The 25,551-nt window shown below is 64.3% G+C and carries 13 protein-coding genes; 8 read left to right on the top strand and 5 right to left on the bottom strand.

Features of this window, described 5'->3' with window-relative positions:
- Nucleotide 1: 1 nt before the first annotated feature.
- Nucleotides 2-14,035, bottom strand: coding sequence for a non-ribosomal peptide synthase/polyketide synthase (locus C4J94_RS11400; protein ID WP_124386245.1), 14,034 nt, complete (start codon nt 14,033-14,035; stop codon nt 2-4).
- A gap of 209 nt (nt 14,036-14,244) precedes the next feature.
- Between C4J94_RS11400 and C4J94_RS11395 the strand changes: the two genes are divergently transcribed.
- Together C4J94_RS11395 and C4J94_RS11390 are read left to right on the top strand one after the other, a co-directional pair.
- Nucleotides 14,245-14,496, top strand: coding sequence for a type II toxin-antitoxin system HicA family toxin (locus C4J94_RS11395; RefSeq protein WP_116665433.1), 252 nt, complete (start codon nt 14,245-14,247; stop codon nt 14,494-14,496).
- Complete coding sequence (locus tag C4J94_RS11390) at nt 14,493-14,858, top strand: type II toxin-antitoxin system HicB family antitoxin (RefSeq protein WP_124386244.1); 366 nt, start codon at nt 14,493-14,495, stop codon at nt 14,856-14,858. Before C4J94_RS11395 ends, C4J94_RS11390 begins: the two co-directional genes overlap by 4 nt.
- On the opposite strand, the gene C4J94_RS11385 is transcribed toward C4J94_RS11390, so the two are convergent.
- The 4 genes from C4J94_RS11385 to C4J94_RS11370 form a co-directional block, all read right to left on the bottom strand.
- Nucleotides 14,859-16,031, bottom strand: coding sequence for an MFS transporter (locus C4J94_RS11385; protein ID WP_124386243.1), 1,173 nt, complete (start codon nt 16,029-16,031; stop codon nt 14,859-14,861).
- Between the two features lie 39 nt (nt 16,032-16,070).
- Nucleotides 16,071-17,426 (bottom strand): MATE family efflux transporter, encoded by a 1,356-nt coding sequence (locus C4J94_RS11380; protein ID WP_124386242.1) that lies wholly within the window; start codon nt 17,424-17,426, stop codon nt 16,071-16,073.
- Between the two features lie 162 nt (nt 17,427-17,588).
- The gene (locus C4J94_RS27685; RefSeq protein ID WP_177413450.1) at nt 17,589-18,875 is read right to left on the bottom strand and encodes a hypothetical protein; all 1,287 of its coding nucleotides are present in this window, start codon (nt 18,873-18,875) and stop codon (nt 17,589-17,591) included.
- A 203-nt stretch (nt 18,876-19,078) separates the two neighbouring features.
- The gene (locus C4J94_RS11370; RefSeq protein WP_177413449.1) at nt 19,079-19,912 is read right to left on the bottom strand and encodes an IclR family transcriptional regulator; all 834 of its coding nucleotides are present in this window, start codon (nt 19,910-19,912) and stop codon (nt 19,079-19,081) included.
- A gap of 239 nt (nt 19,913-20,151) precedes the next feature.
- On the opposite strand from C4J94_RS11370, the gene C4J94_RS11365 reads away from it, so the two are divergent.
- From C4J94_RS11365 to C4J94_RS11340, 6 genes are read left to right on the top strand one after another with little or no spacing between them, the layout of a single operon-like run.
- Nucleotides 20,152-21,180, top strand: a complete 1,029-nt coding sequence (locus C4J94_RS11365; RefSeq protein ID WP_124386241.1) for an ABC transporter ATP-binding protein — start codon at nt 20,152-20,154, stop codon at nt 21,178-21,180.
- Complete coding sequence (locus C4J94_RS11360; RefSeq protein ID WP_124386240.1) at nt 21,177-22,022, top strand: ABC transporter permease; 846 nt, start codon at nt 21,177-21,179, stop codon at nt 22,020-22,022. The genes C4J94_RS11365 and C4J94_RS11360 overlap by 4 nt, the downstream gene beginning before the upstream one ends.
- A gap of 4 nt (nt 22,023-22,026) precedes the next feature.
- Nucleotides 22,027-22,821, top strand: coding sequence for an ABC transporter permease (locus tag C4J94_RS11355; protein ID WP_124386239.1), 795 nt, complete (start codon nt 22,027-22,029; stop codon nt 22,819-22,821).
- A complete protein-coding gene (locus C4J94_RS11350; protein WP_124386238.1) occupies nt 22,821-23,111 on the top strand; it encodes a (2Fe-2S)-binding protein in 291 nt (96 codons plus the stop codon). Before C4J94_RS11355 ends, C4J94_RS11350 begins: the two co-directional genes overlap by 1 nt.
- The gene (locus C4J94_RS11345) at nt 23,108-24,451 is read left to right on the top strand and encodes an NAD(P)/FAD-dependent oxidoreductase (RefSeq protein WP_124386237.1); all 1,344 of its coding nucleotides are present in this window, start codon (nt 23,108-23,110) and stop codon (nt 24,449-24,451) included. The genes C4J94_RS11350 and C4J94_RS11345 overlap by 4 nt, the downstream gene beginning before the upstream one ends.
- Nucleotides 24,448-25,545, top strand: a complete 1,098-nt coding sequence (locus C4J94_RS11340) for an FAD-binding oxidoreductase (RefSeq protein ID WP_124386236.1) — start codon at nt 24,448-24,450, stop codon at nt 25,543-25,545. Before C4J94_RS11345 ends, C4J94_RS11340 begins: the two co-directional genes overlap by 4 nt.
- Nucleotides 25,546-25,551 lie beyond the last annotated feature (6 nt).

Here is a 25,551-nt window from a genome sequence, read left to right as displayed (position 1 = left end):
TTCAAATCGCCTCTAGTTCGCTCAAAAAGTCACGAAGGTCATCAAAGTCTTCCACGCTGCCGGCGCGGAAAGTGGCTGCGGCCTGCACATAGGCACGCAGTGATTCGGTCTGGAACAGTTCCATCAGCGGTACGTCCAGGCCCAGCTCGGCCTGGACCCGCGAGGTGATCTGGATGGCCAGCAAGGAATGCCCGCCGACTTCGAAGAAGTTGTCGTCCAGGCCCACTTGCGGCAGGTGCAGGATGTCGGCCCAGATCGCGGCGATGTGCTGCTCCAGCTCGGTTTGCGGCGCCACGTACTGTTGCTGCATCTGGCTGGCATCGGGTAACGGCAGGCCCTTGCGGTCGAGCTTGCCGTTGGGGGTCAGCGGCATCTGCGCGAGGAACACGAAGTGCGCCGGCACCATGTAATCCGGCAGGCCGGCCTTCAGGGCGCGGCGCAGGGTGTCGCGGAACTCGGCCGGGTCGGCCAGGGCATCGGCCGGGACCACATACGCCACCAATTGCTTGCCGGTCGGGCCATCCTGAGCCACCACCACGGTTTCGCCGACGCTGTTCTGCTCGCGCAAGCGCGCTTCGACTTCGCCCAGTTCGATACGGAAACCGCGGATTTTCACCTGATGGTCGACGCGGCCGAGGTAGTCCACCACGCCGTCCGGGCGTCCGCGGGTCAGGTCGCCGCTGCGATACACGCGGCTGCCGGGCTTGCCGAACGGGTCCGGCACGAAACGTTCGGCAGTCAGGGCCGGACGCTCCAGGTAACCCCGCGCCACGCCCTCGCCGCCCAGGTACAACTCGCCGGCCACGCCGATGGGTTGCAGGTTGAGTTGGGCATCGAGCACGTAACCGCTGCGGTTGCCGAGCAAGGTGCCGATGGGCGCGTACACCGCGCCGCACGGGTCGCCTTTACGCGCCTTCCACAGCAGCGGTGTGACCACGGTTTCAGTGGGGCCGTAGCCGTTGAACAGGTAGGTCGGCTTGAGTGCGCGCCAGGCCAGGTCATAGCTGGCCTGCGCCACGGCATCGCCGCCGAAGCAGTACACGCGCACCGCGGGTGGGTTGCCGTCGCGATCGGCGTGTTCGGCCAGTTGCTGCAGGTACACCGGTGGGAACACCGCCATGGTCACCTGGTGACGGTGCATCTGTTCATAGGTGTATTCCGGCAGCCACAGGCTGTCGTCGCGGATCAGCACACTGGCGCCGTTGATCAGCGGGTGCATCCAGCCTTCGTGGGCACCGTCGAAGGCGAACGACATGAAGTGCAGTTCGCAATCGGCCGGGCGGGTTTCATAGCGCTCGCCAGTGGCGATGATGTGCGCCACCAACGGCCCGTGGGGCACCGCCACGCCCTTGGGCATGCCGGTGGAGCCGGAGGTGTAGATCACGTAGGCGAGGTTGTCGCCGTCCAGCGCCACATTCGGCGCGCTGTCGCTCAAATGCGCCCATTGCTCGGTGCAGTCGATGGCCAGGGTTTCCAGCCCCTCAGGAAGCGGCAATTGCGCCAAGGCCTGGGTGTGGCTGAGCAGCAGTTGCGCACAGCTGTCCTGCATCATGTACAGCAGGCGGTCACGCGGGTATTCGATGTCCAATGGCACGTACACGCCACCGGCCTTGAGCACGGCGAGGAAGGCCACCATGATCTCGGCGCTGCGCGGCATGGCGATGGCCACGCGCACTTCCGGGCCGACGCCACGGGCGATCAGCGCGTGGGCCAGACGGTTGGCCTGAGCGTCGAGTTCAGCGTAACTGAGGGTTTGCGCATCGAACTTCACCGCCACCGCATCCGGGGTTTCCTGCGCACGGTCAGCCACTAATTCATGCACCAGACGTTGGGCCGAGTAGCCGGAATCCGTGCGATTCCATAGCTGCAGGATGTGCTGCTGCTCGTGCTGATCCAGCAGGCGCAGCTGGCCGATGGGTTGCTGCTGATCGGCAATCATCGCCTGCAACAGGTTCTGCCAATGCGCCGCCATGCGCGCGACGGTGGCCGGCGCGAACAGGTCGGTGGCATAGCTCAGGGAGGCATGCAGCGCCGTCGGGCTTTCTTCCACATCCAGCGCTAGGTCGAACTGGGCCACGCCTTCATCCCAGCTCAGCACTTCGATGTGCAGGTCGGTCAGCTGCTGCAGACGGCTTTCGGCGGACGTTACGCGATGGTTGAACAGCACCTGGAACAACGGGCTCAGGCTCAGGCTGCGCTCCGGTTGCAGGGCTTGCACCAGTTGCTCGAACGGCAGGTCCTGATGGGCCTGGGCCTCCAGGGAGCGCTGGCGCACCTGGCGCAGCAACTGCTCGACGCTCATCTGCCCGTGCAGGTCGGCCTTGAGCACTTGGGTGTTGACGAAGAAACCAATCAAACCCTCGGTTTCCAGGCGGTTACGGTTGGCAACCGGTACGCCGACGCGCACGTCTTCCTGGCCGCTGTAGCGATGCAACAGCGCCTGATAGGACGCCAGCAGCACCATCGGCAGCGTGACGCCAGCGTTGCGCGCCAAGGCTCGCAAGCCTTCCAGCAACCCCGGCGCCAGCTCGATGCCCAGGCGTGCGCCACGATGGCTTGGCAGCGCCGGGCGCGGGTAGTCGAACGGCAGCGCCAGCACCGGCTGTTCGCCGCCCAATTGCTCACGCCAGTACGTCAATTGACGCGCCTGCTCGCCGGCCTCCATCCAGTGGCGTTGCCACACCGCGTAGTCAGCGTACTGGATCGGCAATGCCGGCAGGTTCGGCGTGTGCCCCTGGCTGAACGCGGCGTACAGCTGTACCAGCTCCTCGACCATCAATTGCATCGACCAGCCATCGGAGACGATGTGGTGCTGCACCAGCACCAGCACATGGTCATCCTGCGCCAGGCGCAACAACTTGACCCGCAGCAGCGGCCCGCGCCGTAAATCGAACGGGCGGGCGACCTCGGCCGCGACCGTGGCCTTCAGGTCCGCGTAGTCGCAGGCGCCCAAATCGATTTCGATCAGGCCCAGCGCTTCGATGACCTGCACCGCGCCGGCGGCCTCCTGGCGCACATGGGTGCGCAGGCTTTCGTGGCGCGCGAGCAAGGTGTCGAAACTGCGTTGCAGCGCGGCCGGGTCCAACGGGCCGTGCAGACGCAAGGCACTGGGGATGTGGTACGCGGTGCTGTGCGGGTCCAGTTGCCACAGGATCCATTGACGCTCCTGGGCGTAAGACAACGGCAAGGGTTGCGTGCGGTCGGCCTTGAGCAGCGCAGGCGCGGTAACGCCCTCCTCGCCCAATGCGCGCACAAAATCCCCCAGCAGCGGCTGTTCGAACAGGCTCTTGAGCGCGACTTCCAGGACCAATGCCTGGCGCACCCGTGACACCACTCGCGTGGCCAACAGAGAATGCCCGCCCAGTTCGAAGAAGTGATCGTCAAGACCGACTTGCGGCAGCTCCAGCACCTCGGCCCAGATCGCCGCGACCTGTTGTTCGCGCGGGGTGACGGGCATCCGATGGCCTGTGTGCAGCTGGCTCGCGTCCAGCTGGGGCAAGGCGTTGCGGTCGAGCTTGCCGTTGGGGGTCAGCGGCAGACGGTCGAGGAACAGCAGGTGCGCCGGCACCATGTAGTCCGGCAGGCGCTCGCGCAAGGCGGTTTTGTAGGCCTGTTGCTGCGCCGGCTCGGAGGTCACCAGATAGGCGATCAAACGGTCGTTGTCAGCCACTACCACGGCTTCGTGCACGCCTGGGTACTCGCGCAGGCAGGCTTCGATTTCACCCAGTTCGATGCGGAAACCGCGCACCTTGACCTGATGATCGACCCGGCCGATGTACTCGACCACGCCGCCAGCGCGGTAGCGCGCCAGGTCGCCGGTGCGGTACAGGCGTGCGCCGGGCGCGCCAAACGGGTCCGGCACAAACCGCTCGGCGGTGAGCGCCGGACGGGCGTGATAACCCCGCGCCAGGCCGACCCCACCGATCAGCAGCTCGCCGACCGCGCCTTGCGGGCTGGGGGTGAGCCCGGCACTGAGGATGAACAGCGAGGTATTGGCGATGGGCCGCCCGACCAGAGGCTGCGCCTCGTGCAGTCGATGAGCCGCCGACCAGATGGTGGTTTCCGTCGGCCCGTAGAGGTTCCACACCGGGCCTTGCAGATCGAGTAGGCGCTGGGCCAGGTCAGCCGGCAGCGCTTCACCGCCGCACAGGCACTGGATACCTTGCAACAGGTGCGCACGCGGGCTGTCGAGCAACATGCGCCAGGTCGACGGGGTAGCCTGCAACACGCTGGCCGTCTGGCTGTGGGCCAGGTCGATAATGGCTTCCGGGTCCAGCGCCATGGCCTGCTCGCTCAACAGTACCGTCGCGCCGACCGTCAGCGGCACGTAGAGCTCCAGGGCGAAGATATCGAACGAGAACGTGGTCAACGACAACAGGCGCGCATCGGCGCCGATGGACAACGTGCCGGCCATGGCGCAAGTGAAACTGCACAACGCCTGGTGTCGCACCATCACGCCTTTGGGCTTGCCGGTGGAGCCGGAGGTGTAGATCACGTAGGCCAGATGTTCTGGCGAGACCGCGACCTGCGGGTTGTGCTCTTGACCCTGTTGATCTTCCACCAGCAGCACGTGCAGACCTTCGGGCTGTGCCAGGCGGCCGTCCAACCGCGCCTGGGTCAGCAGCACCCGGGCGCCGCTGTCTTGGAGCATGAACGCCAGGCGCTCCGCCGGGAATTGCGGGTCGAGCGGCACGTACGCGGCACCGGCCTTGAGGGTTGCGAGCAGGCTGACCACCATGTCCAGCGAACGCTCCACGTGCACCGCCACCAGCACATCGGGCCCCACGCCCGCCGCGATCAAGCGGTGCGCCAGGCGATTGGCCCGGCGATTGAGCTCGGCGTAGCTCAGGCTGTCGCCATTGAAATGCAGTGCGACGGCGTGCGGCTGGGCCAGGGCTTGCGCTTCGAACAGCTGGTGTACGCAGCGCTCGCGTGGATAGTCGAATGGCGTGTGGTTCCAGTCGTGTACCATCTGCTGCCATTGCGGCGCGCTGAGCATCGACAGTTCATCGAGCGCCTGCGAGGCATCGCGCACCACGGCGCGCAGCAGGTTTTGCCAATGCCCGGCCAGGCATTCCAGGGTCGCCGCTTCGAACAGGTCGGTGGCGTAAGTCAGTGACGCCCAAAGGCCGTCGGCGGATTCTTCGGTTTCCAGGCTCAGGTCGAACTGGGTGGTGTGGCCGGCCCAGTCCAGCGCCTGCAACGCCAGGCCCGGCAAGTTAACAGGGCCGGCGCGCAGGTTGTCCTGGTGGTTGAACATCACTTGGAACAGCGGGTTGTGGCTCAGGCTGCGCTCGGGCTGCAGCACGTGCACCAGTTGCTCGAACGGCAGGTCCTGATGCGCCTGCGCCTCCAGGGCGCGTTGCTTGACCTGGGCGAGTAACTGCGCAAACGGCATTTGCCCGTGCAGCTGCGCCTGCAGCACCTGGGTGTTGACGAAGAAGCCCACCAGCCGCTCGGTTTCCAGGCGGGTGCGGTTGGCAATCGGCACGCCGACACGGATCTCGCACTGGCCGCTGTAGCGATGCAGCAAGGTCTGGAACGAGGCCAGCAGGAGCATGAACAGGGTCACTCCCTCACGCTGGGCCAATGCCTTGAGTTCGGCCACCAGCGCGCTGTCCAGATGGATCTGCCGACGCGCGCCCCGATGGCTTTGCACCGCTGGGCGTGGGTGGTCCAGTGGCAGCTCTAGCACCGGGTGCTCAGTACCCAGGTGCGCGCACCAGTAATCGAGCTGGCGCTGTGTTTCCCCGGCCGCCATCCAGTCGCGCTGCCACTGGGCATAGTCGGCGTACTGGATCGGCAGCGCCGGTAACGCGCTTTCGCCCTGGTACAGCGCCACCAGCTCATCGACCATCACCTGCATCGACCAGCCGTCGGAGATGATGTGGTGCTGGGTGATTACCAGCACATGATGCTGCGGCGCAACGTCGAGCAATTTGACCCGCATCAGCGGGCCGCTGCGCAGGTCGAACGGGCGCTGGATTTCCTCGGCCACCGCCTGTTCGATAGCCGACGCATCGACGGGCTGGCGCTCGATGGTCAGCGCCAGGCGTGGATGGATGACTTGCAGGGTCTGCTCGCCCTGCTCCACAAAGCGGGTGCGCAGCGGCTCATGGCGCTGCACCAGAGCCTGGAACGCCTGTTCCAGGGCGGCGACATTGAGCTGACCGCGCAGGTGCAGGGCGGTCGGCACGTGGTAGGCCGCGCTGGTCGGGTCCAGTTGCCAGAGGAACCATTGACGCTCCTGGGCGAAGGACAGCGCCACTGGCTGGTCGCGCTCGATCGCCCGCAGCGGCTGCGCCGTGTTCACCTGCAACGCTGCGCAAGCATCGGCGAATGCGTGCAGGGTCGGCTGTTCGAACAGCGTGCGCAGCGGCACTTCCAGGTTGAGCGCATGCCGCACACGGGAAATGACCTGGGTGGCCAGCAACGAGTGGCCCCCCCGTTCGAAAAAGTGATCGTCCAGGCCGACCTGCTTAACCTGCAACACCGCTTGCCAGATCGCCGCCAGCTGGATCTGCAGCGGGCTATGGGGGGTCACGTAGGCTTGGGCGTGCAGGTTCAGGTCCGGCGCCGGCAGCGCACGGCGATCGAGCTTGCCGTTGTTGTTCAGTGGCAACGCATCGAGCACCAGCCACTGCCCAGGCACCATGTAGTCCGGCAGCGATTGGCGCAACCGGGCCGCCAGGGCTTGGGTTTCCAGCGTGTGGCCCTCGGCGGGGACCACGTACGCGACCAATTGCATGCCATTGGCGCCCGGCACGGCCAGTACTGCGGCTTCGCGCACCCACGGCAAGGCTTGCAGGCTGGCCTCGATTTCGCCCATTTCGATGCGCAAGCCGCGAATCTTCACCTGATGGTCGATACGCCCGACGTATTCCAGCGCGCCTGCCTCGTTGTAACGAGCCAGGTCACCGCTGCGATAGAGCCGTGCACCGGGTACGGCGGAAAACGGGTCGGGCAGAAAGCGCTCGGCGGTGAGCGCTGGGCGGTCGAAATAGCCTTGGGCCAGGCCGGCCTGCGCGCCAATGCACAATTCGCCCACGCCCTCGTTGGCCAGCGGCTCGAAAGCGCTGTCGAGCACGTAGAGCGAGCGCCCTGCAATGGCGCGCCCAATCGGCACACCGAACGCGTCGCTGGCATCAACCAGTTGGCAATCATGCACGCTGGACACCACCGTCGCCTCGGTCGGCCCGTACGTGTTGACCAGCCGCACACCGCCCAGCCCGGCCGCATGCCAAGCGCGCAGGCCTTCCACCGACATCGCCTCACCGCCCACATGCACCTGGCGCAGCGTGCCCAGGGCGCGGCGGTCCATGGCGCATTCCTTGGCCAGCAGGTACCAGTAAGCCGCAGGCAAGTCGGCCAGGGTCACGCCCTGCTCAACGATCTCGCGCGCCAGTTGCCCGGCGTCCCACAATTCATCGCCGCGCATGATCAGCGCCGCGCCCACGCACAGCGGCGGGAAGCACTGCTCGACAAAGCCGTCGAAGCTGAAGGTCGCAAATTGCAGCACGCGGTCCTGGGCGCTCAGTTGGCTGTACACCACGGCGCTGTCGCAGAACTGGCCAAGGGCGGCATGGTCGATGGCCACGCCTTTGGGTTGGCCGGTGGAGCCGGAGGTGTAGATCACATAGGCCAGGTCTGCCGCTGCCGCGTGGTTGGGCGGATTGGTCGCGGGGTAGCCGGCCAATTCGTCACCGGCGGCGCTGAAGTCGACACGGCTCAGCCCCGCCGACAACGGCAACTCGGTGAGCAAGCCGGTTTCGCTGAGCAGAAGGTCCAGACGACTGTCCGCGAGCATATAGGCCAGGCGCTCGGCCGGGTATTTCGGGTCCAGCGGCACATAGGCCGCGCCGCTTTTGAGCACCGCCAGCAGGCTGACGATCAGTTGCGGGCCACGACGGGACGCCAGGCCCACGCGCTGGCCGGGGCCGATGCCCAGTTCCAGCAGGCGATGGGCCAGACGGTTGGCGCGTGCGTTGAGCTGGACATAGCTCAAGCGTTCACTGCCGGCCTGCACCGCCAGCGCGTCCGGCGTGGCCTGTGCCTGGGCAGCGATGCGCTGGTGGGCGTGTTCCTGACGCACAGCCGCCATGGGCAACTGGCTGAGGGCAAGCACATCGCGCTGGGCGCAGGCGTCGAGCAGACGCAGGTTGCCCAGGGGGCTTTGCGCGTCGGCGAGAAATTGTTCAAGCAAGTACTGCAGGTTGTCGCTCAGGCGGACGACCTGGGATTGGCTGAAATGCGCGCGGTCGTAGCTGAACTCCAGGCGCAGGCTGGCACCCAGTTCGATGCCCAGGGTCAGCGGGTAATGGGTGCGCTCATGGTTGTGCAACCGGCCGAAGGTCAGGCCGGCCGGCGCCCCTTGTTTGAGGGCTTCGGCCACGGGGAAGTTTTCGAACACCAGCAGGGTGTCGAACAGCGCGGCGCCTTGCTGGCCAGCCCAGCTCTGGATGTTGTAGAGCGGCACGTGCTCGTGATCACGCAGGCTGAGGTTCAACGCTTGCAACTGGCTGAGCCAACTGACGGCCGATTGCGCCGGCGAGGCGGCGCTGATGATCGGCAGCGTGTTGATGAACAGGCCCAACTGTTGCTCGATCCCCGGTAATGGCGCGGAACGCCCCGCCACGGTGGCGCCGAAGGCCACGCACGGTTGGCCAGTGTAGCGTTGCAGCAGCAGGCCCCAGGCCCCTTGCAACAGGGTATTGAGGGTTAACTTGTGCTGGCGGGCGAACTCGCCGAGACGATGGCTGAAGTCTCCGCCCAGCACGACGTGATGCTCTGCGGTACCGGCCCCCGCGACCGGTGCGCGCAGCGCTTGGGCGAGCAAAGTTGGTGCTTGCAAGGGCGCCAGCTCGGCTTTCCAGAAGGCTTCGCCGTTGCCTTGTCGTTGCAGCCAGCCCAGGTAATCGCGGAACTGCCCGAGCGGCGCAGGCACCGCCTGGCCGGCGTAATGGGCAAGCACTTCGCCGAGCAACTGAGCGTTGCTCCAGCCATCCATGAGGATGTGGTGGCTGGTGAAGATCAAGTGCCAGGCCGCCCCCGCACCGCGCACCAGCATCAGGCGAAACAGCGGCGCGGCATTAAGTTCAAAGCCGCGTTCACGCTCGGTGCAAGCCAGGGCCTCGAGATCGGCACTCGGGTCTTCGATCACTTGCAACTGCAGGTCGACCTGGCGCTGGATCACTTGATGCGCGCTGTCCAGGCCCAGCCAATGAAAGCTGCTGCGCAGGATGTCGTGACGGTCCAGCGCGGCTTGCCAGGCGCGCCCGAATGCCAGCAGGTCGAGGCCGTCGATGTCCAGGCGCAACTGGTTGATATAGGCCTGGGCCTCGGGCTCCAGCAGGGTGTGGAACAGCATGCCCTGCTGCATCGGCGACAGCGGGTAAAGGTCGGCGATGGCCGGCCCAGCGAGCGGCAATCCATCGAGCTGCGCCTGGCTGAGACGGGCCAGGGGGAAGTCCGATGGCGTGACCTGCCCGGCCGGCGTGGCACAGCAATGCTCGATCAGGGCCTTGAGCTCAACGGCGTACTCATCGGCCAGGCGCTGGATGGTCGAAGCCTCGAACATCTCGCAACTGAAGCCCCACTGCAACGCCAGCTCACCGCCATACACCTGCCCTTCCACCGTCAGCCAGTTGGCCAGCGGCGCCTCAGGGTCCTGGGCCTGGCCGCTGCCCTCGGTGGCCGGCACGAACAGCGCGGACTCATCGAACTGGCGGTCGAACTGGCCCAGGTAGTTGAACGTAACGCGCGGCGCGGCCAGGCCGGCCAGGGATTCGCGGGCTTCAGGCGCGCCGAGATAGCGCAGCACGCCATAGCCCAGGCCCTTGTCGGGCACGGCGCGCAGTTGCTCCTTGACTGCCTTGATCGCGTCGGACAGTTCGCCGTCGGCTTGCAGGCGTACCGGAAACAGGCTGGTGAACCAGCCGACGGTGCGGGTCAGGTCGATGCCGTCGAACAGGTCTTCTCGGCCATGCCCTTCCAGCTGGATCAGCGCGGCGGGCTGCCCGCTCCAACGGCTGACCACACGTGCCAGGGCGGTGAGCAGCAGGTCGTTGACCTGGGTGCGATAGGCGGCAGGCGCCTCCTGCAGCAGTTGGCGCGTGCGCTCGGCATCGAGGCGTGTTTCAAGCTTGGCGCCGAGGCGGTTTTGTTGGCCGCCTTCAGGGTGATCACACGGCAGCTCGTCATCGACCGATTGCGCCTGCCAGTACGCCAGTTGAGGTTCAAGGGCCTGCGCGTGATCTTGCAGTTGCTGCGCCCAGTGCTGGTAAGCGCTGGTCTTGGCCGGCAGCGTCTGCCCGCGATACGCCTGCTGCAGGTCTTCCAGCAGGATGCGCCAGGACACGCCATCTACCACCAAATGGTGTACCACCAGCAGCAAGCGCTGGGTGCCGTCGGCCATGCCAATCAGGGCGGCACGCAGCAGCGGGCCTTGCGCCAGGTCGAGGCTGCGCTGGGCCTCATCGCACAGCGCGGCCAATTCGGCGTCGGTGTTGGCACGGGTCTGCCACAGTACCGGGGCGTCGCCCGGCGCGGCGTGGTGCTGTTGCCACCCCTCGGCCTGCGCCACGAAGCGCAGGCGCAGGGCATCGTGATGCCGGATCAACTGCATCAGCGCCGCGTCAAGCCGAGCAGGGTCCAGTACTTCACGCGGGGTCAGCAGCAATGACTGGTTCCAATGCTGGCGCGCCGGAATAGCCTGGGCGAAAAACCATTGCTGCACCGGAGTCAGCACGACTTCACCGCTGACCGGCCCTTGATCGACCAGGTTCAACGCGTAGAAGCCCGCCACCAGCGCCAGGCTGCGCACGCTTTGGTACTGGAACAAGTCGCGCGGGCTCAGGCGGATCCCGGCCTGCCGAGCGCGGCTGACCACCTGGATGGAGATGATCGAATCGCCGCCCAGCTCGAAAAAGTTATCGTCCAGGCCAACGGCCTCGATACCCAACACGTCACTCCAGATCGCGGCCAAGGCTGTTTGCAGGGCGTTTTCCGGGGCGGCAAAGGCCTGCTGCGGCGTGGCGTCCGGCAACGGCAGCGCCTTGCGGTCGAGCTTGCCGTTGGCGGTCACCGGGAGCTTGGCTAGCGTGATGAAGTGGGTGGGCACCATGTATTCCGGCAGGCTGCCCAGCAGCCATGCCTTGAGGTCGGCCGGTGCATCGCTTTCAAGCACCAGGTAAGCCACCAGCTGCTTGCCACCGTGTACCAGCACGACGGCTTCGCGCACTGCCGGATGCTGCATCAGGCGCGTTTCGATCTCGCCCAACTCGATGCGCAAGCCGCGCAGCTTGACCTGATGATCAAGGCGCCCGAGGTATTCGATCACCCCATCGGCGCGCTGGCGCACCCGGTCACCGGTGCGATACAGGCGCTCGCCGGCCACGAAGGGGCTTGGCACAAAACGCTCGGCGGTCAGCGCCGGGCGCCGGTGGTAGCTGCGCGCCAGGCCGGTGCCGCCCAGGTACAGCTCGCCCGAGATGCCCGCGGCAACTGGATTGAGCTGGGCATCGAGCACGTAGGTGGCGAGGTTGGCGATCGGACGGCCGATGGGCACGCTGTCGGCGCCTTCGTCGAGGCAGGTCCAGTGGGTCACGTCGATCGCGGCTTCGGTTGGGCCGTAGAGGTTGTACAGCGCTGCATTCGCCAGCTTGGCGAACACCTGATGTTGCGCGTCCAGTGGCAAGGCTTCGCCACTGCAGACAATCCGCTTGAGGCTGGCGCAGGCTTCTACGCCGGGCTCATGGATAAACGCCTGCAGCATCGACGGCACGAAATGCAGGGTGGTGATGGCGTACTGGTTGATGGTCTCGATCAGGCGTGCCGGCTCACGGTGCTCGCCAGGCGCGGCGACCACCAGGCGTGCGCCGGTGATCAGCGGCCAGAAAAACTCCCACACCGAAACGTCGAAGCTGAACGGGGTTTTCTGCAGCACCGCATCGCCGGCATCGAGTGCGTAGGCCTGTTGCATCCAGCACAGGCGGTTGACCAGCGCACGGTGGCTGTTTCCGGCGCCCTTGGGTTTACCGGTGGAGCCGGAGGTGTAGATCACGTAGGCCAGGTTCAGCCCATGGAGGGTGACGTTCGGAGCCGCGGTGCTGTAGCCGTCGAGCCAACTCGCCGGCTGATCCAGGGCAATCACCTGGATCCCTTCGGTGGGCAATTGCGCCATACGGCTTTGCTGGCTGAGCAGCAGCGTGATGCCGCTGTCTTCGATCATGTACGCCAGGCGTTCCTCGGGGTATTCCGGGTCCAGCGGGACGTAGGCACCGCCCGCCTTGAGGATGGCCAGCAGGCCCACGACCATCTCGATGGAACGCTCGACACAGATACCCACCAGCACGTCCGGGCCGACGCCTTGCTCACGCAACGCATGGGCCAGCCGGTTGGTGCGCGCGTCCAGCTGGGCATAGCTCAGGGTCAGCTCACCGAAGACCAGCGCGGGGGCGTCGGGCGTGCGTTGTGCCTGGTCTTCAATCAAATGGTGGATGGCACGTTCGGTCGGGTATGGCTCAGCCGTGTGGTTCCAGGCCTTGACCAGTACCTGTTGCTCGTCCGCACCCAGCATCGGCAACTCGCCGATGCGCTGCTCACCGTCGGCCACCATGGCTTGCAATAAGCTGACCCAATGGCACGCCATGCGCTGGATGGAGGGCGCGTCGAACAGGTCATTGGCGTAGGTCAGGGCGGCATGCAGGGTGCCCGATTTTTCATAGGTGTCGAGGGTCAAGTCGAACTGAGTGGTACGGCCTTGCCACTCCACCAGGGCCAGCTCCAGGCCAGAGGCGGTACTCACGGAGGCGATATCCGCCACCACCGGTTGATGGTTGTACATCACCTGGAACAGCGGCGTATGGCTCAAGCTACGCTCGACTTTCAAGGCTTCCACCAAGCGCTCAAAAGGCAATTCCTGATGAGCCTGGGCGCCCAGGGCGTGTTCCTTGATGCCTTGCAGCAGTTCGCTAATGCGGGTCTGGCCAGTCAGCTCGGTGCGCAGTACCTGAGTGTTGACGAAGAAACCGATCAAGCCTTCGACTTCAGTGCGGTTGCGGTTGGCAATGGGCACGCCAACGCGGATATCGCCCTGCCCCGTGTAGCGATGCAGCAGCACGTTGAAGGCGCCGAGCAGCAACATGAACAGCGTGACATTGTGCTTTTGCGCACACAGGCGCAGTTGCGTGGCGAGCGCCGGGTCGATCTCGAAGGTATGGCGCGTGCCCTGGAAACTCGGCATGGCCGGCCGTGGACGGTCGGTCGGCAGCTCCAACACTGGATGCTCATCGCCCAGGCGCGCCTGCCAATACGCCAACTGCCGCGCCTGCTCGCCGGCCTCCAGCCAACGGCGCTGCCACAGCGCGTAGTCGCTGTACTGGATCGCCAGGGCCGGTAACTGCGGCGCCTCGTTGCGCTCGTGGGCGTCATAGAAGCGGATGAATTCGTCGATCAATACATTCATCGACCAACCGTCGGAGACGATGTGGTGCAGGGTCAGCAGCAGCACGTGCTCATGTTCGTCGAGCTTGAGCAGTTGCACGCGCAACAGCGGGCCTTGTTCCAGGTCGAAGGGCAATAGCGACTGACGCGTCGCCGCCGCGTTGACCGCCTGCTCACGGTCAACCGGCGCCAGGCCGCTCAAGTCTAGGTGTTCGACGGCCAGCGACGGCTCGGTTGGAACCTGCGCGAGACGCTCATCCGCTTGACGCTGAAACACCGTGCGCAAGGTTTCGTGGCGCGCCACCAGGCTGGCGAACGCCTGCTCCAGCGCGCCCAGGCTGAGCGCGCCTTTCAAGCGCACGGCGCCGGGCAGGTTGTAGGCACCGCTGGCCGGATCCAGCTGCCAGAGAAACCACATGCGCTGCTGCGCGTAGGACAGCGCCTGGCGATCCTGCGCCTCCACCCCCGCCGGAATCGGAAACCGGGAAAAATCCACGCCTTCTTTCTGCAAGGCCTGCAGGAACAATTGGCGCTTTTCCAGGGGCAACCCGATAAACCGGCGAGCAAGTTTCAAGGAGTCTTCAGCATTCATGTGTTGGAGTCCGGAGCAATAGGCAGGAAGCACAAAGGCACGTCGTCCCTATAAAACGAACCGTGAAGGGAAAAATTAGCGAGGAATGGGGGGCTGCAAGCGAGGTGTCATCAGGGGTTACATCAATATCGAGAAAGCCAGCGCAAGCCGAGCTAGCATTGACGCATACCACTTTTTGCAACTACATTTAGTTACACGCAGGGAACGCCGTGTCCAAAAATGAAAAGCTGCTCGCCAAACTGCTCAATGAGCACATGGCATTCACCTGGTCCGAACTCGTAACGCTGTTGCGTCGACTGGGTTACACACAGATTGAAGGGGCTGGAAGCCGGGTCAAATTCGATATCGGCGATCCAAGTGCAATGATCACCCTGCACAAGCCTCACCCCGGCAACGAGTTGAAACACTACATTCGGCGCCAAATCATCGAACAATTGAAATCAGGAGAACTGATTCAGTGAACAACCAACTGAAACACAAAGGCTACATCGGCTCTATCGAAGCCAGCCTCGAGGACAACTGCCTGTTCGGCAAAATCCTGTTCATCAAGGCCCTCGTGAGCTACGAAGGCAAAACCGTCGCAGAGTTGGACGCGGCCTTCCAAGAGGCGGTGGACGACTACCTCGCCACCTGCCAATCGCTCGGGCAGATGCCTGAAAAGCCCTGCAAGGGTTCTTTCAACGTACGCGTCGGCCATGACCTGCATTTGGCGGCAGCGTTGGCGGCGACCCGCAAGAAAGTGACGTTGAACGACCTGACACGCCAGGCGCTGGATGAGTTTCTACAGCATCATTTCCCAGAGCCCTGCGCGGCGATTGGCTGACTAGCCCAACCGCCGGTACCCCAGCACAGCGGAACCCAACACGACCGCCCCCGCCACCAGTGCCACCCAGAACCCGCTGGTGGCGCCAAAGTGGTCAATCATCCAGCCGGAGCTGGCGGCGCCGATGGCCACGCCAATGCTCAGGCCGGTGATCAGCCAGGTCATGCCTTCGGTGAGGCGGCTCGGTGGGACGACCCGCTCCACCAGCGCCATGGACACGATCAGGGTCGGGGCAAAGAACAGGCCGGAGATGAAGATCGCCACGGCCAGCCCCGGAATATTGGTCACCAGCAGCAACGGCAAGGTCGTCACCGCCGTGGCCACGCCGCAGAACAGAAACTGGCGCGGCAATGGCGCCTTGAGCTTGAGCATTCCGAAGGCCAGGCCTGCCAGGCAGGAACCAATGGCGTAGACCGACAGCACGATACTCGCCGCCGTTGGATGGCCCTCGTGCTGGGCGAACGCTACGCTGACCACGTCCACCACACCGACGATCACGCCCATGGCCAGCAGCAGGATCATCAGGATTTGCACCGCAGGCGAGGCGATCAGCCAGCGTTCGTGGTGGTCGTGACGGGCATGCACCGGCGGTTCAGTGGAGCGTTGCAGCACGAACGTGGTCACGCCGACCGCCAGCAACACCGCCGCCACCAGGGGGCCGGCTTCGGGAAACAGCACCACGCTGAGGCCGACCGAAACGGGCGGGCCGACGATGAAGCACACCTCATCGAGCACCGACTCCAGGGCAAACGCGGTTTGCAGCTTGGGTTGGCCGCGGTACAGTTCGGTCCAGCGCGCCCGCACCATCGCCGACATATTGGGCATGCAACCGGCCAGTGCGGCAAACAGGAACAGCGTCCAGCCTGGCGCCTGCAGACGCGTACACAGCAGCACCATCAACAACGCGCCGCCACCGATCAGCGCGGCGATGGGCAGCACCCTGCCCTGGCCGTAACGGTCCACCAGGCGCGACACCTGCGGTGCGCAAAACGCAGTGGCCAGCGCGAATACCGCCGCCACCGAGCCCGCCAGCCCATAGCCGCCATGCACCTGCGAGAGCATGGTGATCAGGCCAATCCCGGTCATGGATATGGGCATACGTGCCAGCATGCCAGCCAACACAAAAGCGCGAGCGCCAGGCACCTGGAACAACTCGGCGTAAGGGTTTGCCATGGATGAAGCGCCTTCTCTCCTTAAGTGGGCAACCTTTTATCACACCAGCCGCTTGATCTGCTTGTGCCGCCATACCAAGCGGTAATACGCAGTCTGCAACACCAGCATCGCCAGGTAAGTCACTGGAAACGCCATCCACACGCCTTCGAGACCAAAGTGCGCGTTAAAGAGGTAAGCCACCGGTAATTCCACGCACAGCACACAGAAGATCGAGATAGCCACCGGCACCAACACCACACCGCTGGCGCGCATGATTCCGCCAATCACGGCCTGGAAGCCGAACACCAGAATGCTCCACAGCATGATATGCAACAGGTGCTCAGCGTTGACCCGCGCAGTGACGTCAGTGATAAACAACCCCAGCAGCCAATGCGACAGCCCATAGCCGAGCATGATCAGGCCGCCGGTGAGGGCAGTGTTGATCAGCAGCCCGGTGCGCAGGATCGGCCCGATGCGTTCCAGGCGCCCGGCGCCAATCGCCTGGGCTCCCAGGATCGAGGCCGTGATGGCAATCGACAGTGCCGGAAACTGCACATAGTTGACGATCTGCGTCACCGCACCATATGCCGCCGTCGCCTGGGAACCGTGGCCGTTTACCAGCGCCAGGATGACCAGTTCCGACAACGACAGCACCACCATCTGTAGGCCTGTCGGCAGGCCGATGCGCAAGACCTTGCCCAGGATCACCCGGTCCAGGCGCAGGGCAGCGAGCATGGCGCGATCCGGCGCCATCACATGGTTCTTGCGGCGCAGGCGCAGGATAAGAAACAGCATCGCCAAGGCATTACCCGTCAGCCCCGCGTACGCCGCACTCTGGATGCCCATGGGCGGCAGGCCAAGCCAGCCGCCAATCAACGCAGGTGTCAGCAACAAGCCCACCGAGGTCGAAACCATCAAGGCCAAGAGCGGCGAAACGGTATCGCTGACACTGCGCAGCACCTGGGTGTACAGAATGAATACCAGCAACAGCGGCATGATCAGCATCATCACCCGGGCGTAGCCCACCGCATCGTCAAGTACATCGACGGGGGTTCCCAACGCCTGTAAGGCGGGGCGCGCAAACAGACTGCCGAGTACGGCGGCGACTAGGCCCACCAGCGCGCCGAGGGTCAGCGTGGCGCCGGTGATCACCTTGACCATTTCCGTCTCGCGGGCGCCCCAGGCCTGGCCGATCAACACCGACGCGCCAGCGCCCAGGCCAATCACCAAGGCAATGAAGAAAAACACGATGGGGAACATGCCCGACACTGCCGCCAGCGCGTGGGTGCCCAGCATTTGCCCGACGTAGATGCCGTTGAGCGTGCCGGAAAAGCTTTGCAGAAAGTTGGAAAGCACCATGGGTGCCAGAAAGAACAGGTAGATCTGCCACAACGGCCGTTGTTGGGTGACTTCCATGATGGTTCGGGGCCCTGGGTGTCGGTGGTGTCGTCAAGGGCTTGAGTCTATTGGCGCTGAACCGCGAATGCTACGCCCGAGATGACGATCCCGCTGCAAAGCTTCGAGCACCGACGGCTGCAACCTGAGTCACCGGAAGCAGCCATCGGCGATCAGTTGAGGCTACCCACCTGCGGACACGGAAAAATGACCGACAGATGCGCTTGCATAAGGTTTGATTCGCTCATTGGACGATTCTTTGCTGATCATATGGTCAATGTTCACCATATCGAAGCGCTGGTCCTCAACGCCTGGCTTGCCCTCCTCCCGAACACCGATATCCAACTCGCGCAACAAGCCCGGACGATTGAGCAGCTCCAAGGCCACTTCACGCGCTTGCGGGCTGAACGTACGATCGGACGGGATAAGGCCCGCCGCCTCTTTCAGCTCATTGACATTGACATAATTGTCATTCGAACCGGCGGTAAACTGCCTGAAATTATCTTTCACCGCCGCAAGCAGCCCGGTGTCGCTCATGGTACGGAACTCACTCGCGGCATCCGCCAGGTCCTGACGGGAAATACTGCCGTCAAGCGTACCGCTGCGGCCTTGATCAAGGCTTTTGAACAATTGACCTCGCTCCATCAGTTCCTGCGCAACAGCGACATCCGCCGGACTGATGGGCCGACCATCCAGGGAGTATCCCGAAGCGGCAGCGCTCAGTGAGGCGTCCGTGATCCTGCCCAGCAATGGGTCTTGCAGGTTGCTGAAATGGGAAAGCACTTTGGCCGAGAAGGATTCGTTACTGTCATTGGCGTACGGTCGCCCTCCAGCCATCATCGGGCTCCATTGCTGATTGCCTGGCATGCCCGCATAGGACGGCTGCAGCGACGCGTGCGCTCGCGCCCCGGGCGGCAACGCCTCCCAGCCTTCCATGCCCCGCGGCCCCCCGAATGAAGGCTGTGCGCTGAACCGGGTAGAAGGCTGCAGACTTACCCGCTGCTGTTGCATCGCGCCGTTGTAGCGCCCTGCAAAGTCATTCCCAAACCGGGATTGATAGCCACGTGCGTCTTGCTGATCCATCTGGTGGATGGCCAGTTGCAGATCCTCCCGATTGATCAAACCATCTTCAAGGCCGCCGTTCTGAACACCATCGAGCAGACTCGCGAGGCCGGGCCGGCCCAATATATCTCGGGCAAGCAACGTCATCTGATCATCGTAACCGCCGCCTCCCAACGGACGATTGGCCACGTCAGCAAGCGAGTCTCGCGAAACGAAAAAACTCCCAGGCGATCTGAAATAGTCGAAGTCGCGCAGCAGGAGCTCTGCAACAGCAGAGTTGGAATAATTACTGATCATATTGCTCGGCATGTTCGCCACAGCATTGCGCCCATAATCGGCTGACGAATATCCGAAGCTCTGTGCGGATGGAAACGAATACAGCGGTTGATTTAAGTAAGGGTTCATCATTGCGACACCTCAGGTCTTGGACGTAACGACTGCTCAGCTCAGCGAGTAAGCCGTCGGTTCAGCTCCCTTTTGGTGGCACTCGAAAACACTGCGGTTCCACATAAACATGCGATTGTGCGCAAGGATTTCACCGTCGCACGCGAAGCCAAAGCCTCTACAACGATGCGCAAGCGCCCCCACGCTCCCTTGCACGTCACAAAAGGCTACCCACCAAACGCCTGCGAGGGCCGACGCAACGTCGGATCAAACGGATTGATCCGCGGCCCGATCGTCGCCGCCTCGCGCTTCAACAACTCCACCACCATCGGCAAACGGCTCGGCCCCAGGCGATCACTGATGGTCGCCACACTCAATGCCGCTACCGCATGCCCGTCGCGGTTCAGGATCGGCACCGCCAGCCCGGCCATGCCTTCCAGCACGCCCGTGTTGCGCGCGGCGTATCCGAGGCTGCGCACGTTCTCTACCTCCGAACGCAACAACACCTCATCGTACAGGTGAAAATCCTTGAGCCGCGGCAGGTTGTAGCGAATCACCGTTTCGCGCTCGTCCTCCGGAAGGAACGCCAGGATCGCCAGGCTGCCCTGCCCTACGCCCAACGCCACGCGCCCACCGATATCGCCGGTAAAGGTGCGAATCGGGTACGGGCCTTCGCTGCGGTCCAGGCAGATCGCGTCGAAGCCACTGCGGGCCAGCAGGAACAGCGAATCGCCCAGTGAGGCACTCAGACGCAACAGGCTTGGCCGCACCAGATCGCGCAGGTTGCCGGTCTTGCCGGCATTCGCCGCCAGGGCAAACAGCTCCAGGCTCAGTCGGTAGCGTTTAGTGCGCGCGTCCTGCTCGACCATGCCTTCGTCCATCAGGCTGCGCAGCAGGCGGTGGGTGGTGGGTTGGGAGAGGCCGACCTGTTGCGCGAGCTGGGTCACGCGTTCACCGCCTTCGGGTGCTTCGCCCAGAGTACGCAACAGTGCGAACAGCCGAGAGACACCGCCGGCCCCGACTTCCTTGACGTCTCTATTCCGCTCAATGGAATTTTCCACGCTTTATCTCCGGCTAAATTCTATTGACTGAATAAAACTGAAAATAGTTATCCATTCAGTGAAATACCATCTTCCGCCCACTCTAGTCTTCGTCCTAATCTGCGTCCACAGGGGCGACATGAACAACAACCGGCAGCCGACTTGAGATCGAGCGCCAGCGCACCCGCAAGTGTTCTTTCGCATCTGCCCAAAACAAAAAAGCGCGTTTTCGACGCGACTCAACAAGGTGGAACGCAGACATGGCATTTCTCCAACTCCGCGCCTTGAGCAAACGCTATGGCGCTGTCGATGCGGTGGTCGCCACCGACCTTGCAGTAGAACAAGGCGAGTTCGTTTCCCTGCTCGGCCCTTCGGGTTGCGGCAAGACCACGACCCTGCAGATGATCGCCGGTTTCGTTGACGTGAGCGCCGGGCAGATCCTGCTCGACGGCCGCGACATCACCCATGCCAAGCCCGCCAGCCGGGGCCTGGGCGTGGTGTTCCAGAGCTACGCGCTGTTCCCGCACATGACGGTGCGCGACAACGTCGCCTTCGGCCTGAAGATGCGCAAGGTACCCGCCAGCGAGATCGCCGCCAAAGTCAAAACCGTGCTGGAACTGGTGCGCCTGGCCCCGCATGCCGAGCGCTACCCACGAGAGCTGTCCGGGGGCCAGCGCCAGCGCGTAGCCCTGGCTCGGGCGCTGGTGATCGAGCCGCCGGTACTGCTGCTCGATGAACCGCTGTCCAACCTCGACGCCAACCTGCGCGAAGAAATGCAGTTTGAAATCCGCCGCATCCAATGCGCGGTCGGCATCACCACCCTGATGGTCACCCACGACCAGGCCGAGGCGCTATCGATCAGTGACCGCGTGGTGGTGATGCAGGCCGGGCGCGTGACCCAGATCGATGCGCCTTACACGCTCTACGAGCATCCGCGCACACGGTTTATCTCGGATTTTGTCGGCAAGGCCAATCTGCTCGCCGGCGACTACGATGCCCTGGGCATCCCGCAAGTGCGCCAGGCAGGCGGCGATGGCGAGCTGACCCTGAGCCTGCGCCCGGAGAAAATCCAGTTACTGGGCGCAGGCGCCGGCCGCTTGCAGGGCAAGGTGCTGGACCGCTACTTCTTCGGCAGCCAGTGGCTGTACCGCGTGCATACCGACCTTGGCGAACTCACTGTGGTGCGCAGCAACGACGGCAGCGCACCACTGGGCAACGGCGCGCCAGTGGGCCTGGATTGGCAAGCGGACCTGTTGCGCGTATTGGCGGCGGACGAGGTGCGCCCATGAGTCGCGGCTATTGGCTCTCGCTGCCGGCCCTGGTGCTGTTTGCCGGGCTTTTGATCCTGCCGCTGGGCCTCACCCTGGTGCTGTCGTTCAACGTATTCGACTACCAAGTGGGCGTGAAGGCCGATGAGTGGACCCTGGCCCATTACCTGTCGTTGTTCAGCGACAGTTACTTCTACGAAATTTTCTGGCGCACCTTCTGGATCAGTGCGCTGGTGACCCTGCTGTGCGTGGTGATCGGCGTGCCGGAGGCCTATATCCTCAGCCGCATGGACACGCCGTGGCGCTCGATCTTTCTGATTCTGATCCTCACGCCGTTGCTGATTTCGGTGGTAGTGCGCGCTTTTGGCTGGAGCCTGTTACTGGGCGCCGACGGGCTGGTCAACCAGACCCTCCAATGGCTCGGTGGTCGTCCGGTAAAGCTGCTGTATACGCCCTTCGCGGTGATCATCGCGCTGGTGCACGTGATGCTGCCGTTCATGATCATCCCGGTATGGACGTCCTTGCAGAAGCTCGACCCCTCGGCTGAGCAGGCCGCGTTGTCGCTGGGGGCCAGCCAGGCCACGGTGATGCGCAAGATCGTCTTGCCCCAAGTGATGCCCGGCGTCTTGTCCGGCACTCTGATCGTGTTCGGCCTTGCGGCCAGCTCGTTTGCGATCCCCGGCCTGCTCGGCGGACGCCGTCTGAAAATGGTCGCCACGGTGGTGTATGACCAATACCTCTCGGAACTCAACTGGCCCATGGGCGCGACCATCGCCGTGGTGCTGCTGTTGGTCAATCTGCTGATCATGCTGAGCTGGAACCGCATGCTCGAAAGCCGCTACAAAAAGTCCCTGGGGGTTTAAGCGCATGTCCAGAAACGGTCCTTTGGCCCTCGGCTTCCACGCCCTGGTGGTGGTGTTCATGATGGCGCCGCTGGTGGTGGTATGCCTGGTGGCCTTCACCCCGGAAAATACCCTGAGCCTGCCGACGTCGGGCTTCTCCCTGCGCTGGTTTCGCGCGGTGTTCGAGCGCGCCGATTTTATCCAGGCGTTCTATAACAGCCTGGTCCTGGCATTCACCGCCGCGACGCTGGCCACGCTGGTCGCGGTGCCGGCGGCGTTGGCGATCAGCCGTTATGCGTTCCCGGGGCGCCATTTTTTCAGTGCGTTGTTCCTGTCACCGATCATCATTCCGCACCTGGTGCTGGGCGTCGCCCTGTTGCGCCTGTTTGCGCTGATGGGGGTGAATGGCAGTTTCACCTGGCTGATGCTGGCGCACGTGGTGATCATCACACCTTACGTGCTGCGCCTGGTGCTGGCGGCCGCCATCGGGATTGATCGCAGCGCCGAACAGGCCGCCGAATCCCTCGGCGCCAGCCGCTTCACGCTGTTTCGCCAGATCACGCTGCCGATGATTCTGCCGGGCGTAGCCGGTGGCTGGCTGCTGGCGTTTATCAACAGTTTCGATGAAGTGACCCTGTCGATTTTCGTCAGCTCACCGGCCACGCAAACCCTGCCGGTGCGCATGTACGTGTACGCCACCGAATCCATCGACCCGATGATGGCGGCGGTCTCGGCGCTGGTGATCGCGCTGACCGCGGCGACCATGATTCTGCTCGACCGGGTTTACGGCCTGGACCGCGTGCTGGTGGGGAAACACTGATGGCCCTGTTCAAGCGACTGGCTGAAACCCGGCGCCCTGCCCTGGCGTTTACCCTGGATGGCCAACCGGCGCAAGGCCTGCTCGGCGACACCCTGCTCACAGCGATCCTGACCTGCGCCGAACACCTGCGCGGCAGCGATTTCAGCGCCGAGCGCCGTGCCGGCTTCTGCCTGATGGGCGCCTGCCAGGACTGCTGGGTGCGCCTTGAAGACGGACGACGGGTGCGCGCCTGTTCGACGCTGCTGGAAGAAGGCCAGGCGATCAGCCGTGAACCGGGGCGCCACATATGAAACCTATTGTGATCGTGGGCGCGGGGCCGGCGGGCGTCACGGCGGCGCGAACGCTGCTCGAACACGGCATCAAGCCTTGCCTGATCGACGAAAGCCTGCGCGGCGGCGGGCAGATCTATCGGCGTCAACCGGTGAATTTTCAACGCTCGGCCAAACAGCTTTACGGCTTTGAAGCGGGCAAGGCGCAGGCCGTGCACCGCAGCCTGGACGAACTGGCACCGGTGATCGATTACCGCCCCGACACCCTGGTGTGGAATGCCGAAGATGCACGCCTGGACACGCTCACCGATGGCCGCGTCGAGAGCGTCGAGTACTCAAGGGTCATTGTCGCCACCGGCGCCACCGACCGGATCCTGCCGGTGCCCGGCTGGACCCTGCCCGGCGTCTACAGCCTGGGTGCCGCGCAGATTGCGCTGAAATACCAGGGCTGCGCGATCGGTGAGCGCGTCGCGTTGTGTGGTTCGGGGCCACTGCTGTATCTGGTCGCCTACCAGTACGCCAAGGCCGGCGCCAAGGTCGTGGCGGTGCTCGACAGCGCGCCGTTCAGCGCCCAATGCCGTGCACTGCCGGCATTGCTCGGGCAGCCGTTGACCCTGGCCAAGGGCCTGTACTACCGCGCCTGGCTGACAGCCCATGGAGTTGCCGTGCATCAGGGCGCAACGCTGCGGCAGATCGACGGTACACATCGGGTCAGCGGCATTCGCTGGGGCGAACAGGCCCTCGCGTGCGACGCGGTGGCCTTCGCCCACGCGCTGCGCAGCGAGACGCAACTGGCCGATCTGCTCGGTTGCAAGTTTGCCTGGAACGACCTCAACCGTGCCTGGCTGCCGCAGCGCGACAGCGCCGGGCGCAGCAGCGTCAAGCAGGTTTACCTGGCGGGCGATGGGGCCGGCATCATGGGCGCCGACGCGGCGCAATGGGCCGGTGAGCGGGCAGCGCTGGCCGTCTTGGAGGATATCGGCAGGGTGGTTGATCAACGTCGCATCACCCGGCTGGAACAACAGCTGGCGGGCATTCAGCGCTTTCGCCAGGGCCTGGAAACCGCGTTCCCCTTCCCCGAACAGTGGGCCGCCCAGGCGCCCGATGAGTTGACCCTGTGCCGCTGCGAAGAAATCAGTGTCGGCGAGGTGCGCACGGTGGTGGACGAAGGCCATTGGGAGATCAACCGGGTCAAGGCCCATTGCCGCGTTGGCATGGGCCGCTGCCAGGGGCGCATGTGCGGGCTGGCGGCGGCGGAGATCATTGCCGAGCGCAGCGGGCGAAGCATTGAACAGGTCGGGCGCCTGCGGGGCCAGGCGCCGATCAAGCCACTGCCGTTCGGCGTGCAGGTGCAGCCGTGATCGACGTGATTGTGGTGGGCGGCGGCATCGTCGGCGCGTCGGCGGCCTTGATGCTGGCGCGCCAGGGTCAGCGTGTGGCGCTGGTGGAGCGGGACTTCTGTGGCTCCCATTCCAGCGGCGTGAACTACGGCGGAGTGCGACGCCAGGGGCGGCCGCTGCATCAGTTACCGCTGTCACAGCGCGCCCATCAACTGTGGGCTGACCTGCCCGGGTTGATCGGCATCGACGGCGAATACCTTCGCTGCGGGCATCTGAAACTGGCGCGCAGTCATCAAGACTTTGTCGCGCTGCAAGCCTATGCCGCGCAAACCCGTGGCTTTGGCCTGAATCTGCAATTGCTCGATTACACCCACTTGCGCCAGCGATTCCAGTGGGTGGGCGATATCGCCGTGGGCGCTTCGCTCTGCCCCGAGGATGGCCACGCCAATCCACGCCTGGTATCGCCGGCCTTCGCCCGTGCGGCGCAGCGCAGTGGCGCCGCCGTTTATGAGCAGGCAGAAGTGAGCCGAATCGAACATGACGGCCAGCGGTTCCAGGTGCACTGCGCCAATGGCCTGCACCTGCAGGCGCCCTGGCTGCTCAACTGCGCCGGCGCGTGGGCCGGCAGTGTCGCCGCGCAATTTGGCGAGCCGGTGCCGATGGTCTCGGCCCACCCGGCGATGCTGGTGACCGAGCCGTTGCCGCTAGTGATGGACGTGAGCACCGGCGTCGAAGGCGGCGGAATCTATGCGCGGCAAGTGGCACGGGGCAATTGCATCCTCGGCGGCGGACGCGGCTTTGCCCTTGGGCCGCAGAAGGCCAGGCCCGGCCAGGCGGCGGTGCTGGAGATCCTGCGCAATGCCGGTGAACTGTACCCGTTCCTGCGCGGCGCACAGGCCATCCGTACCTGGAGCGGCACCGAAGGTTATCTACCCGATCATGAACCGGTGATCGGCCCCAGCAGTACCCAACCCGGCCTGCTCCACGGTTTCGGTTTTGCCGGTGCCGGGTTCCAGCTCGGCCCCGCGGTCGGTGAAGCCCTGGCAGAGATCGTCTGCACAGGCGCCAGCCGCCAGCCCATTGAAGCGTTTTCCATCCGTCGTTTCCAAGCCTGAGAGGAA

The organism is Pseudomonas sp. R5-89-07 (assembly GCF_003851685.1).
Lineage (GTDB): Bacteria > Pseudomonadota > Gammaproteobacteria > Pseudomonadales > Pseudomonadaceae > Aquipseudomonas.
Note: the sequence above shows the minus strand (reverse complement) of the source record. Positions and strands in the feature narration are given on the sequence as shown.